General features: G+C 42.9%; 14 protein-coding genes. 7 read left to right on the top strand and 7 right to left on the bottom strand.

From position 1 onward, the window contains the following. The first annotated feature begins 114 nt into the window (after positions 1-114). Entirely contained in the window at positions 115-309 is a 195-nt protein-coding gene (locus G9X63_RS03425) for a cold-shock protein (RefSeq protein WP_130895221.1), read from the top strand. A gap of 152 nt (positions 310-461) precedes the next feature. Here the strand turns inward: G9X63_RS03425 and lysS are convergent, their stop codons facing one another. Continuing rightward, entirely contained in the window at positions 462-2,177 is a 1,716-nt protein-coding gene (gene lysS / locus G9X63_RS03420) for a lysine--tRNA ligase (protein WP_252624340.1), read from the bottom strand. Positions 2,178-2,321: 144 nt separating this feature from the next. Between lysS and G9X63_RS03415 the strand changes: the two genes are divergently transcribed. Continuing rightward, positions 2,322-3,797, top strand: coding sequence for a Do family serine endopeptidase (locus G9X63_RS03415; RefSeq protein WP_252624336.1), 1,476 nt, complete (start codon positions 2,322-2,324; stop codon positions 3,795-3,797). Positions 3,798-4,054: 257 nt separating this feature from the next. On the opposite strand, the gene G9X63_RS03410 is transcribed toward G9X63_RS03415, so the two are convergent. Further along, positions 4,055-5,038, bottom strand: a complete 984-nt coding sequence (locus G9X63_RS03410; protein ID WP_130923015.1) for a pyruvate dehydrogenase complex E1 component subunit beta — start codon at positions 5,036-5,038, stop codon at positions 4,055-4,057. Between the two features lie 111 nt (positions 5,039-5,149). Between G9X63_RS03410 and aroB the strand changes: the two genes are divergently transcribed. Further along, positions 5,150-6,178, top strand: coding sequence for a 3-dehydroquinate synthase (gene aroB, locus G9X63_RS03405; protein ID WP_130923014.1), 1,029 nt, complete (start codon positions 5,150-5,152; stop codon positions 6,176-6,178). A gap of 11 nt (positions 6,179-6,189) precedes the next feature. Here aroB and gatC read toward each other — a convergent pair whose 3' ends face one another. Genes gatC through G9X63_RS03385 form a run of 4 tightly spaced genes read right to left on the bottom strand, consistent with a single transcriptional unit; the run spans position 6,190 to position 8,535 of the window. Continuing rightward, positions 6,190-6,477, bottom strand: a complete 288-nt coding sequence (gene gatC / locus G9X63_RS03400; protein ID WP_130923013.1) for an Asp-tRNA(Asn)/Glu-tRNA(Gln) amidotransferase subunit GatC — start codon at positions 6,475-6,477, stop codon at positions 6,190-6,192. Continuing rightward, positions 6,467-6,649 carry a hypothetical protein gene (locus G9X63_RS03395; RefSeq protein ID WP_130895215.1) on the bottom strand — a complete coding sequence of 61 codons (183 nt, stop codon included), beginning with the start codon at positions 6,647-6,649 and terminating at the stop codon, positions 6,467-6,469. Before G9X63_RS03395 ends, gatC begins: the two co-directional genes overlap by 11 nt. Before the next feature lie 6 nt (positions 6,650-6,655). Then, positions 6,656-8,158, bottom strand: coding sequence for a glutamate--tRNA ligase (gltX, locus tag G9X63_RS03390; RefSeq protein ID WP_252624333.1), 1,503 nt, complete (start codon positions 8,156-8,158; stop codon positions 6,656-6,658). Positions 8,159-8,163: 5 nt separating this feature from the next. After that, positions 8,164-8,535 (bottom strand): Rid family detoxifying hydrolase, encoded by a 372-nt coding sequence (locus G9X63_RS03385; RefSeq protein ID WP_252624331.1) that lies wholly within the window; start codon positions 8,533-8,535, stop codon positions 8,164-8,166. Positions 8,536-8,595: 60 nt separating this feature from the next. Between G9X63_RS03385 and G9X63_RS03380 the strand changes: the two genes are divergently transcribed. After that, positions 8,596-9,483: a DMT family transporter gene (locus G9X63_RS03380; protein ID WP_252624327.1), complete on the top strand. Its 888-nt coding sequence runs from the start codon at positions 8,596-8,598 to the stop codon at positions 9,481-9,483. 317 nt (positions 9,484-9,800) lie between these two features. Here the strand turns inward: G9X63_RS03380 and G9X63_RS03375 are convergent, their stop codons facing one another. Beyond that, positions 9,801-10,895, bottom strand: coding sequence for a chorismate mutase (locus G9X63_RS03375; protein WP_130923009.1), 1,095 nt, complete (start codon positions 10,893-10,895; stop codon positions 9,801-9,803). A 106-nt stretch (positions 10,896-11,001) separates the two neighbouring features. Here G9X63_RS03375 and G9X63_RS03370 point away from each other — a divergent pair, with 106 nt between their 5' ends. The 3 genes from G9X63_RS03370 to G9X63_RS03360 are packed head-to-tail and all read left to right on the top strand — an operon-like array spanning position 11,002 to position 13,509. Next, positions 11,002-12,201: a proline dehydrogenase family protein gene (locus G9X63_RS03370; protein WP_130895210.1), complete on the top strand. Its 1,200-nt coding sequence runs from the start codon at positions 11,002-11,004 to the stop codon at positions 12,199-12,201. Further along, positions 12,198-12,773 carry a lipoprotein signal peptidase gene (locus G9X63_RS03365; RefSeq protein ID WP_338079078.1) on the top strand — a complete coding sequence of 192 codons (576 nt, stop codon included), beginning with the start codon at positions 12,198-12,200 and terminating at the stop codon, positions 12,771-12,773. The genes G9X63_RS03370 and G9X63_RS03365 overlap by 4 nt, the downstream gene beginning before the upstream one ends. 4 nt (positions 12,774-12,777) lie before the next feature. Continuing rightward, complete coding sequence (locus G9X63_RS03360; RefSeq protein ID WP_252624325.1) at positions 12,778-13,509, top strand: sulfite exporter TauE/SafE family protein; 732 nt, start codon at positions 12,778-12,780, stop codon at positions 13,507-13,509. The last annotated feature ends 16 nt before the right edge of the window (positions 13,510-13,525 follow it).

Genomic DNA, 13,525 nt, shown 5'->3' with positions numbered 1-13,525 from the left:
TTCAAATAAGTGATTTATTATTTTAAAAGTCTTGCATACAATTGTTTTTTTTCTACATTTGAGAGCTTGAAAGACTTTCGTCTGGATGGCATTAATATTTTTAACATTTTTTTTATGCAAACTGGTAAAGTAAAATTTTTCAACGAGACGAAAGGTTTCGGATTCATCGTTGACGATCAAACAGGTGAAGACATTTTCGTACACGTAACTGGCCTTTCAGGTGTTACTATCCGCGAAAATGATTCAGTATCTTATGAAGTTACTGATGGAAAGCGTGGCGCAAACGCTATCAACGTAAAGAAAATCTAATTTTTCTTTCGTTTTTTTGATTAGAGCAAATCAGTATTTTACAATATATATTTAGGTTTACCTACAAAAATTGCAACATTGATCTCTAGTTAAAGAGAAATAAAAAAAGCCTTCTTAACGGAAGGCTTTTTTTATGCAATAGGGTAAAGCGATTATCCTTGAATCCAAGCAGTCACTTCGTCCTTCGTGGGCAATGCCGCATCAATCTTTAATTTTTTGCGCATCCCACCTAAGTCATTGAATACTTTGTTCGGGTTTGCTGCATCCAATGCTTCTAAGGTTAAAATACCCATCTTCTGTAAGGCAGGAATCCATACTTCAGAGATGCCTCTTTCCGCGAAAGCTGATTCAGAATCCACTTCCTTAATCACTTCTGCCCGCATTTGAGGGAAAAATAATACTTCCTGAATAGACGATTGATTCGTCATCAACATCGTTAAGCGGTCAATTCCGATACCAATACCTGAGGTAGGTGGCATCGCATATTCAAGTGAACGAATGAAATCGTGATCCATCGCCATCGCTTCGTCGTCTCCGCGCTCTGCTAAGGCTAATTGATCTTCGAAACGTTCTTTTTGATCGATTGGATCATTTAATTCAGAGTAAGCATTCGCGATTTCTTTACCATTCACAAATAACTCGAAACGCTCTACTAAACCTTCTTTCGAACGGTGCTTCTTCGTTAAAGGCGACATCTCCACTGGGTAATCCGTGATGAAGGTAGGCTGAATCAAGTTTGCTTCTACTTTCTCGCCGAATAACTCATCGATCAGCTTTCCTTTGCCCATTCCTTTGTCCACTTCCATTCCGAATTCCACACACTTCGCGCGCAATTCATCTTCTGACAAGGCATCCACATCTACTCCGGAATACTGTAAAATAGCACCTGAAATAGTTAAACGAGGATAAGGTCCAGCAAATTCAATTTCGTTCTCCCCTACCGCGATTTTGGTTTTCCCGTGTAAACGAGAGGCAACCGTTTCGAAGATTAACTCCGTCAGGTTCATCATCCAGTTGTAATCCTTGTAGGCTACATAGAATTCCAATGAGGTAAATTCTGGGTTGTGCGTGCGGTCCATTCCTTCATTACGGAACATTTTACCGAACTCATAAACGCCATCAAATCCACCTACGATTAGACGCTTCAAATATAATTCATTTGCGATACGCAAATAAAGAGGCATATCTAAAGTATTGTGATGGGTTTTGAACGGACGAGCCGAAGCTCCACCGTGTACCGCTTGCAATACCGGTGTTTCCACCTCTAACCAACCACGTTCGTCAAACATCGCACGCATCGTGGAGATGATCTTCGCACGCTTGATGAAGATATCCTTTACGGAAGGGTTAACGATTAAATCTACGTAACGCTGTCTGTAACGCATTTCTGGATCAGAAAAGGCGTCGTATGTTTGGCCATCTGCTTCTTTAACGACAGGAAGTGGCTTTAAGGCTTTGGAGAGAATCGTAAACTCACGTACGTGAACGGAGATTTCTCCCATCTGCGTCGTGAAAACATATCCTTTTACACCGATGATGTCACCGATGTCTAGTAACTTTTTAAATACCGTATTGTACAAGGTTTTATCCTCGCCCGAACAAAGGTCGTCGCGGCGGAAGTACAATTGAATACGGCCATTCGCGTCCTGAAGTTCCGCAAAAGAGGCATTTCCCATGATACGGAAGCCCATCAAGCGACCTGCTAATACGACGTCTTGGAAGTTTCCAGACTCCGGTTTAAATTCTGCCAAAATCTGATCAGAATAAACATTCACCGGGTATTCCTGTGCAGGATAAGGATCAATTCCCATCGCCAATAATTCTTGGCGCTTTTGTCTCCTCAATAATTCTTGCTCACTTAAAATCATTTGAACGTGTTTTTACGAATGAACCACAAAATTAGCCATTTCCTTTGGGATTTAAAACTCTTAAAACTTGTTAATGAGGTTGTGCGAGGCGAATTTTCGATTAATTTCGCAGCAGTAATTTTTAAATTTAAATCAAAAATAAAAATGAATAATCAGCTTAAGTCGTATGCGATCATTGCATTAATGTCCAGTGGAGTCACTTTAGGTGCCTATTCTCTTTTTAATTTAGGAAACTCATCCGGATTCTCGGATGCACCCTCCGCTTTTACTACTTCCGTATCTAATCCAAACGTACCCGGTAATCCTGGGGAATTCACCTATGCTGCCGAGAAAACTACTCCTGCGGTAGTTCATATTAAGACGAAAATGGAAGTACGCCAAAGACAACAATCTTCGAGCCCTTTTGATGATTTCTTCGGATTTGGCGATCCATTCGGTGGCGGTGGTCGTAGACAACAGCAACAACCACAGGAAGCGTCTGGCTCTGGCGTCATCATCTCAGCCGATGGCTATATCGTAACGAATAATCACGTGGTGGCTGAAGCTTCAGAAGTGACGGTCATTCTAAATGACAAGCGCGAGTACAAGGCCAAAGTCATTTCAACAGATCCATCTTCGGATTTAGCGGTTATCCAAATCAAGGAAACGAATTTACCTTTCTTGACTTTTGGCGATTCAGACGCCCTGCGCGTGGGCGAATGGGTATTAGCCGTGGGTAATCCCTTTAATTTAGAGTCAACGGTTACTGCAGGTATCGTGTCTGCCAAAGGTCGCCAAAACATCATCGACCGCGATTCTCCAGATGTTAATCCATTAGAGTCCTTCATCCAAACGGATGCCGCCGTTAATCCAGGCAACTCTGGAGGGGCTTTGGTGAACTTAAAAGGAGAATTAATCGGTATCAATACCGCCATCTATTCTCGTACAGGTCAATTCGCCGGCTATTCTTTCGCCGTTCCTGTGAGCATCGTGAAGAAAGTGTCAGGTGACTTAATCAAATACGGTAACGTTCAGCGCGGTTTCTTAGGAGTTCAAATCTCTGAGGTGAATGCCAAACTAGCGGACGAAAAAGACCTTAAAACTAGCGCCGGAGTGTACGTGGGTGGTTTCTCTGAAAACTCAGCTGCGAAAGATGCAGGTATCAAAATCAATGATGTGATCGTGAAGATCGACGGAGTAGAGACTAAATCATCTTCGAAATTAATGGAAATCGTTAGCCGCAAGCGCCCAGGTGAGGCTATTCAAGTAACCGTTAACCGCGATGGCGCTACAAAAGAATTCAAGGTTACCTTAAAGAACAAAGACGGCAACACCGAAATCGTAAAAGGCGATAATTCTACTGAATCAGCGAAATCAGAATTCTTAGGCGCTAAGTTTGCGAGCTTGACTCCTGCTGAAATGAAGAAATTCGGAGTTAGTTCAGGTGTGAAGATCGCCGAAGTATTACCGGATGGCCGTTTAGAAATGTACGGACTTGCGAAAGGTTCTGTGATCACTAAGATCAATGACCGCGCAATAAACAGTCCTAAGGAGGCAGTTGAGGCTTTAGAATCCAGAAAAGGACGCATCAAGCTGGAAGGTGTGGATGTGGATGGGTCGAGGTTTATCTATGTGTTGTAAACAGTAACCAGTAAACAGTAGTCAGTAGAGTAGAGAGTAGAGCACAAAGAATAAAGCATAGAGTATAAAGTTTGAATCCGCTTCGCGGATGAAATTGTGAAAAATACTTCACAAATGAATCGCCCCAGGCGATACCATCTTTGAACTTTGAACTTTGCTCTTTGAACTTTAAAAAGTCGCGACTGTTAACTGTCCACTAAAAAAAGCCGAAGCTTCTCGCGAAACTCCGGCTTTTTTTTATACACTGAAGAAGGTAATTACTTCTTATAAGTTACTGTTTTAACCGCTTGGATCGTACGCTCGATGCTTGGAAGAATTTCTTCGATCAAGGTAGGTGCGTATGGAAGTGGTAAGTCACGTGAGTTTACACGAACAACAGGCGCATCTAAGTAATCAAATGCCCAACGTTGTAAGTGATAAGCGATCTCAGATGAGATTGCAGATAATGGATTCGCTTCTTCTACTACAACGCAACGATTCGTTTTCTTCACTGATTCTACCACGGTGATATAATCAATCGGACGAACAGAACGTAAGTCGATTACTTCGCAAGAGATTCCTTGCTTCTCTAATTCCTCTACCGCTGGCATCACCACACGAGAAAGCATTTTACCAAAAGTTACGATCGTTACCGCTGAACCTGGTTTTACGATATTCGCTTTGCCGATTGGGATTAAGTATTCGCCTTCAGGTACTAAACCTTTGTCACCGTACATTACTTCCGATTCCATGAAGATCACCGGATCGTTATCACGAATCGCTGATTTCATTAAACCTTTCGCATCTGCAGGATTAGAAGGTACGACTACTTTTAAACCTGGAGTGTTAGCAAACCAGTTCTCGAAGTTAGACGAGTGCTGAGAAGATAATTGGCCAGCATTTCCCGTAGGTCCACGGAAAACGATAGGACAAGAAAATTGCCCACCGGACATAGACATCAATTTAGCCGCAGAGTTGATAATTTGGTCAATTGCGACTAAAGAGAAGTTGAAGGTCATAAATTCAACGATGGGACGAAGGCCATTCGCAGAAGCACCTACGGCAATACCACCAAAACCTAATTCAGCAATCGGCGTATCAATTACACGCTCCGGACCGAATTCATCTAACATTCCTTGGGAAACTTTGTAGGCTCCATTGTATTCCGCCACTTCCTCACCCATTAAAAAAACAGATGCATCACGACGCATTTCCTCTGACATCGCCTCACGTAAGGCTTCTCTAAACTGAATTTCTCTCATAAAAAAATGTAAATCTTGTGGGATTAACAAGCGGGTACAAAATTAGGCAAAAAATAGTCCATTTTCACAAAATCATGGTAATTTTGAGGAATCCATTGAAGAAAAAATCCTATGTCAGTAGAAATCGCAGCTATTTCAAATTCTTTGCCGGCTTTTTTGAGCCAAAATTCCTATTTGCAAATAGCGGTTCTGGTAGACGAGCAGACTTCAAAACATTGCCTTCCGTTAATTCAAGCCTATTTACCCAAGAGCTTCATCAAGATTCAGATTAAGTCTGGAGAGAATAACAAGCATTTAGCAACTTGCGAAAAAGTGTGGGAAGCGATGACAAAGGCGAATATGGACCGGCATGGCTTATTGATTAATTTGGGTGGTGGAGTGATCGGTGATTTAGGTGGATTTTGTGCTTCCACGTACAAACGTGGAATTGATTTTATTCAGATTCCTACGACGCTCTTAGCGCAAGTAGATGCGAGTGTGGGAGGAAAATTAGGAGTTGATTTTCAGGGTTTGAAGAACCACATTGGGGTATTCAATTTACCTAAAACGGTATTAATCGACCCTACTTTCATTCAAACTTTACCGGCTTCTCAAAAACTTTCAGGATATGCAGAAATCATCAAGCATTGCCTGATTCGTGATGCAGAGAAATGGGAACAAATCAGCCACACAGATTTCTCGGAGGTCGATTTCTCCTCACTTATAGAACATTCCGTCGAAATTAAAAAGGCAGTGGTGGCTGAGGATCCGACCGAAAAAGGGTTACGCAAGATCTTAAATTGGGGACATACCTTAGGTCATGCGGTGGAAACGTTCTTATTGGATCAAGGAAAGCGTAAGATCTTACACGGGGAAGCAATCGCCGTAGGAATGATTATGGAAGCTTTCGTAGCCTTTCAACGGGGATTGATTAGCGAACAAGAATTAGGTGATATCGAAATATACTTGTTTGAGACCTATGGAAAGGTGCCGCTGAAAGCGTCTGAAATTCCTGCGATTATAGCATTAACGCTTCAAGACAAGAAGAACAAAGGTGGAGAAGTTCGCTTCTCGCTGTTAACGGGTATTGGAGATTGCGGCTATGATATTCCGGTGAGTAAATCGGAAATGAAAAAGGCGATTGAGTACTATATTGGCTAATTATTCCATTATTATTCGATTACTTGCGGCACTTTGAAATAGGTATCATTTGTGTCAGGACCTAAAGCTAAGGCTTTGGCACGATCTAAAGTCACTTTACCCTCGTCTTCGCGGAAATGATTTAAGGCAGAGGTCATATGGACCAAAGGCTCCACAGACGTTGTGTCCACCGAATTTAGCGCTTCCATCCAGACTAAAACCTTGTTAATAGAATCTTGCATTTCGCCTAATTTAGATTCGGGCATCTCTAATCGAGCCAAATGCGCGACTTTCTTCACATCTTCTTGACTAACCTTCATTTTCTTTCGGTTTTAATTTTTTATCCTCGGGCATGTGCTTATCCAAAAAAGCATTCAAACGATCTCGATCAAGGCTAGACGTAATCGTGCCTAATGAATCGATATTCATTTCAAATCCCGCTAATTCTGGATGAACGGTGGGCAATTCCTTCTTTTTGTCCTTTTTGGCCATGTTCTTTTATAGTGCTGGGAATTTTGCCAAAGCCGTAGACAATCGCTCGATCACCTCCGCTTTACCCCATAATTGCATCGAAATCATCAAATCTGGACCTGCTCCGTTTCCACTCAAGGCCACGCGCAAAATCTGCATCACTTTGCCCATCTTAATACCATTCGCCTCTAAAACCTCATGAATCGCGTGCTTGATGCCTTCTGGCTCCCACGAATCCACACCAGGTAAAGATTGTGCAATAAATTGCAATCCACTCAACGCATCTGCATTCCACTTCGAAGCTAATACCGCTTCATCATAAATCGCTGGACGCGCTTGGAACTCTGCCACTTTCACCGCTAATTCTTGTGGGAACGTAATGCGATCTAAGAATAAAGTCACAAAGGCAAGACCCTGATCAGCTGGTAAGTTAGGCAAATAATCTGCGGCTAAAGCTGCTGGATCTTGTTGCTTAATGTATTGCTCATTAAACCATTGGGCTTTTTTTACATCGAACTTCGCGCCTGCTTTGTTAATGCGCTCTAAAGAAAAAGCATCCGCTAGTTCTGTCAAACTAAACATCTCTTGCTCTGTGCCTGGATTCCAGCCTAAGAAAGCTAAGAAATTCAAGGTGGCTTCCTTCAGGTAGCCTTCTTGCTTAAATCCTTTAGAAACCGCACCCGTCGCAGGATCCGTCCATTCCATGGGGAATACCGGGAAACCACCTAAATCCGCGTCTCTTTTGGACAACTTACCATTCCCCTCTGGTTTTAATAATAGAGGTAAATGAGCAAACTGAGGCGCTTTCCAACCAAATGCTTGGTATAATAAAATATGCAATGGTGCTGATGGCAACCATTCTTCTCCACGGATCACGTGGGTAATTTCCATGATGTGATCATCCACCACGTTCGCCAAATGGTAGGTAGGCATTCCGTCCGACTTCATCAAGACTTTGTCATCAATGCTGGACGTGTGCACGTGAACCCAATCGCGAATGCTGTCTTGGAAACGCACCTCCCCTTTCGCTGGAACTTTCAAACGAATCACGTATGGTGTTCCCGAAGCGATCAATTCCTCCACCTCAGCCGGGTCCAAGACAATCGAATTTTTCAACTTCACGCGAGTCAAAGAATTGTATTGGAAGGCAGAACCTTGGCTTTCAAAACTAGCGCGCATCGCATCTAATTCCTCTGAGGTATCAAAGGCGTAATAGGCTTTGCCATCTGCTAATAATTGATCCGCATAGGCTTTGTAGAGGTCTTTGCGTTCGCTTTGGCGGTAGGGTTCGTGTGGTCCACCCACCCCTACACCCTCGTCTGGGCTGATGCCTAACCAAGCTAAGCTCTCTAAAATATAGTTTTCCGCTCCCGGCACAAAACGCGCCTGGTCGGTATCTTCGATACGTAACAAGAATTTACCCCCCATTTTGCGGGCAAACAAGTAATTATATAAAGCGGTTCTTACCCCTCCGATGTGGAGTGGTCCCGTAGGACTAGGCGCAAAACGAACACGTACTGAATCAGACATAGTTATTATTTATAGGCAATACACGAAATCTCAACACGCACATCCTTAGGCAAGCGTGCCACCTCTACCGTCTCTCTAGCGGGAGGATTTTGAACGAAATAACGACCGTAGACTTCATTTATTTGGCCAAAATGACCCATATCCTTCACGAAAATGGAACATTTCACGACGTGATCGAACGTATAGCCCGCCGCTGTCAAAATATGTTGCAAATTCAACATCACTTGATTCGTCTCTTCTTCGATCGATCCACCTGCCTCGAAAACTGCCAAAGCAATCTGTCCAGACACATAAAGCGTGTTGTTCACCTCAACTGCCTGGGAATAAGGTCCGATGGGAGCAGGTGCTTCAGGAGATAAAATTATTTTTTTTGTCATACCTTTGAAATGAAATGCAAGTTACCAAAATTTGAGCTAATCCTCGAAATTTAAATACAGATGTTGAAACGAATTTACTCCAATAAAGGGGTCTTTTTCATGTTGCTCTCCTCGCTTTGCTTCGCGATTATGTCCGCGATCGCCAAAGAAATGAGCCACACGTTCAGCTCCATTCAACTCGTCTTTTTTCGAAGTGCCGTAGGTCTCCCCTTTTTATTAACAAGCCTTTACCGCAAACCAGCCGTTCAAGCGGGAGGCAAACTCTATTTCATTATCCTACGCGGACTTTTAGGCGCCTTCACCTTGTATTGCCTCTTCTACACGCTGGAACACCTAGGACTATCGTTAACGAACACCTATGGCCAGGCATTCCCGCTCTTCATCGCCGTTTTTAGCTTCTTTTTATTGCCAAATGAGGGACTTTCCAGCAAACAAGTTTTATTTCTGCTCATCGGCTTCTTCGGTATCTTGCTCATTTTCCAACCCGACAGCGGTGGATCGCTTTGGCATCATAGTACCGGAATCATCTACGCTATGGGAACAGCCTTAGGCTATTTAGCGATCAAAGAGGCCCAAAAGTATTATGACTCCCGCTGGGTCGTCGTTTCCTTTATGGGGGCAGGATTAATCGCTTCGACCCTTTCCCTTTTAACGGGAACGCTAGGTGGTTTTGAGAATAGCTTCGTGACGGGTGTTTGGGTGCAGCCCTCTCTCGCGGAATGGATCTGGGCCTTAGTGATGGGTCTCTTAGCTTTAGGCGTTCAATACTTTACGACACAGGCGCTATTGAACGAAAAAGCCAGCATCGTAGGCGTAGTGGGAAATAGCGCCGTTATCTTTTCTATTGCGATTGAGGTAATTCTAGGCCACGGGTTCCCCGATTTCATTACCATTCTGGGGATGGGACTGATTGTGTGGGCGGGGTACGCGGTTAGTCGACGCGGTTGAGTCGTCCTACGGACTTAGTCGTCACTGCGTGACTTAGTCGCGACTTTGTCGCTTAGTCGTTGCTTCGCAACTTAGTCGACTTCGTCTTTGTCCGTGTTCAAATTTTAAAGTTTTTTTTGACTAAATCGCGTAGCGATGACTAAGTCATGCAATGACGACTAAGCCGCTTGCGGCGACCTAATGACTTTAAATAAAAATAGCCCCAGATGAACCAGGGCTATTCTCAAACTATTTCTTAGGACTAAGCGACGCAGTCGCGACTAAATCGCGTAGCGATGACTAAGTCTCGAAGTGACGACTGTTTAATCGCTCCTCGATTAAACCGCTGCATTATTCATCACTTCGGTTTGCTTACGGATAGACTCTAAGTGAACTAATTTGAATAGTTCTTCTACGAATTCTGGATATAAAGCTAAACCTTTCGCTTGGTTTGCACGGTCGTTGTGTAATTGCTTCCAACGATCTAATTGCAATACCGCTACGTTGTTATCACGCTTGTATTCCCCTAATTTCTCTACTACTGACATACGAGCAGCCAAAACCTCTAATAATTCACGGTCGATGTTATCGATTTTCTCGCGAAGACCTGCTAATTCATCAGAGAAGTCTGCGCCATAGCTCGCGTTGCGAACTTCTAAGTCACGTAACATTTCGCCTAATTTCTCCGGAGTTACTTGTTGTGAAGCATCTGACCACGCTGCATCTGGATCGCGGTGAGTCTCGATGATCATACCATCGTAGTTCAAATCCAAAATACGTTGAGATAATTCCATCAATAACGCACGCTTACCTGCCATGTGAGATGGGTCTCCGATTAAAGGCATTTGAGGGAACAAACGCTTTAATTCAACTGCCATCGCCCACATAGGTGAGTTACGGTATTTTGTTTCTTGTGCATTCGAGAAACCACGGTGGATAGCACCTAATTTCTTGATACCTGATCCTTGAAGACGCTCGAAAGCACCTACCCAAAGAGCTAAATCTGGATTCACTGGATTCTTTACTAATACAGGAACGTCTACTCCTTTCAAAGCATCCGCTAAATCTTGTACGTTAAACGGGTTAACCGTTGTACGAGCACCGATCCATAAAACATCAACGCCATATTTCAAGGCTAATTCGATGTGCTCTGGAGTAGCTACTTCAATCGCTAAAGGTAATCCTGTTTCTTTCTTTGCTTCTACTAACCATTTCAAAGCTGGTTCTCCCATCCCTTCAAAACTGCCTGGACGTGTACGAGGTTTCCAAACACCCGCTCTCATGATGTGAGCATAACCCTCCGCTTTGATACGGCGAGCGGTTTCTAATACTTGCTCTTCTGTCTCAGCTGAACAGGGACCCGCGATAATCAAGGGCTTGCCGTTCGTCTGAATCCAGTCCTGCATCGGTACAATGTCTAAATTGGCATTCATAATAATCTGACGGTTAACGAGGACTTCCGTCCCCTATTGATTTGTTTATTTATTTCTTAAGCAATCGATAATAATTCACTTATATTTGCAACAATTTTTCGCACAAATGACAAAAAAATCATCAACACAATCCTCTGTAAGTTTATCTTTTGAGGATACGCAAATCGCCTTTGCTTCGAAAGACAATTTTCAGCTGAAGAAGTCCTATTGGATTTTCGCCACAATGAACCAAAATTGGCTCGTAAATTTAGGCACTTTTTTCATCAAATTGTTCCTTTTCCTGCATTTTCCGGTTAAAAAAATCATAAAAAGTACCATTTTCGCTCAATTTTGTGGGGGAGAAACCATAGATGGCTGTGAATCAACGATTCAAGAACTTGAAAAAGCGAAAATTGGGACCATTTTGGATTACTCAGTAGAAGGGGAAGAAAGCGAAAAATCTTTCCAAAAAACCAAGGAAGAAATCCTCAAAACCATCCGTAAATCCGCCGAAAATCCGGCCATTCCCTTCGCCGTATTTAAGGTAACGGGGATCTTTAAGGCAGAACTTTTGGAGAAAGCACAAACCGAAGCAGCTTTAAGTGAGGAGGAGCAGGAATTATTTAACCATAGCAAAGACTTATTAATCGAAATTTGTGACCTAGCACACGCCTTAAAGGTTCGCTTATTCATCGATGCAGAGGAGAGCTGGATCCAGACAACGATCGACCAATTGACCTACGAAATGATGGCAAAATACAATCAAGAAACAGCCATCATCTACAATACCTTCCAAATGTACCGCCACGATATGCTAGCGAACTTAAAAGAGGCAATCGCAGCGGCGGAGGAAAAGAACTATTTCCTAGGAGTTAAATTAGTGCGAGGGGCCTATTTAGAAAAAGAACGCCAAAAAGCGCACGAAGACGAGTATTCCGAACCCCTTCACGTCTGTAAAGAAGATACAGATCGCGATTATGATTTAGGCGTTGAATTATGCTTAAAACACGTGGATCGCGTTCATTTCTGCATGGGAACACACAATGAGTCGAGCTGTTTACGACTTTGTGATGCGATGAACGCCTTGCAAATCCCTAGCAATCATCCCAATATCTATTTCGCGCAATTATTAGGTATGTCTGACAACATCTCTTATAATTTAGCTGCCTCTGGCTATAATGTGGCCAAATACGTACCTTACGGCCCGGTAGATGCGGTAATGCCCTATTTATTTAGACGCGCAGAAGAAAATAGTTCCATCGCTGGACAAACGTCCCGCGAATTTGCCTTATTACAAAAAGAAGTAAACCGCCGAAACAACGCATGAAAAACTACCGCTATTTCCTGTTAAGTCTGTTGATTATTGCCCTAGATCAGGGAATTAAACTAGCGGTGCATACCTGGATGGAGCCTGGTTATTTTGGCCAAATCCCTCTGATAGGCGACTTTTTCAAATTACATTACACCTTAAATCCGGGCATGGCCTTTGGAATTCAAATCGGGTCGATTTGGGGCAAATTAATCTTGACGACCTTCCGCATCGTAGCTATGTTCGGAATAGGCTACTACCTACATTCCTTAACTGTTAAGAAGAGCCCTACGGGCCTTTTAATATCCGTAGCTTTGATTTTAGGGGGTGCGATTGGCAACCTAATTGACTCCGTATTTTATGGGGTTTGGTTTAATAATGCGCCCACAGGAGCTCCGATGAGCTGGTTTCACGGCCAAGTCATCGATATGTTCTTTGCGGATTTCTATGAGGGTCCGTTGCCTTCGTGGATTCCACTTTGGGGTGGTTCCTATTATTCTACCCCTATCTTTAATTTCGCGGACGCGGCCATCTTTTGTGGGGTAATGGCCATCCTGTTTTTTCAGAACAAGTTTCTCATCAAGGAGTAAGCAAATGAATCAAGGCTTTTATCTTTTCTTTTTATTAGCCTTGCTAGCGGAGATCGTTGGTACGATTAGTGGTTTTGGATCCTCTATCCTATTCGTTCCTTTAGCATCGCTTTTTATTGATTTCAAACTGGTATTAGGCATCACAGCCGTTTTCCATGTATTTAGTAATCTATCAAAGATTTTTCTTTTCCAAAAAGGAATCCACCAAAAAATCGCCCTAAAATTAGGGATTCCCGCTGTCCTTTTCGTGATTTTGGGAGCTTATTTGACCTCCGTTATTCCTTTGAAAGAGATTGAGCTCAGCATGAATTTAATCATCCTGGGATTAACCGTATTCTTGATTTCAGGGGCAGGCAAAAAAATTAAACAAACGAATTTCAATCTGTATACGGGCGGTATTATTTCTGGATTTTTAGCGGGTCTAATCGGTACGGGTGGAGCTATAAGGGGAATTACGCTGGCGGCTTTTGGCCTGGAAAAAGATATATTTATAGCCACATCTGCCCTGATCGATCTAGGCGTGGATTCAAGTAGAGCCGTGGTCTATATTATGCAGGGATATTTTACAAGCGAACATCTTATGCTGATTCCTTTTCTCATTGTCATCGCTATTGTAGGCTCCTACCTAGGCAAAAAGATATTAGCCTTCATCCCTGAGAAATACTTTCATTACGTTGTCTTAGGCGTAATAGGAACCATTTCTATTCTACAAACGATCCAATACTTTAGGGCATAAAAAAAGCCTGACCGTT

The organism is Aquirufa antheringensis, from assembly GCF_023921165.1.
GTDB classification, from domain to species: domain Bacteria; phylum Bacteroidota; class Bacteroidia; order Cytophagales; family Spirosomataceae; genus Aquirufa; species Aquirufa antheringensis.
This window is presented reverse-complemented; position numbering and strand designations above follow the sequence as displayed.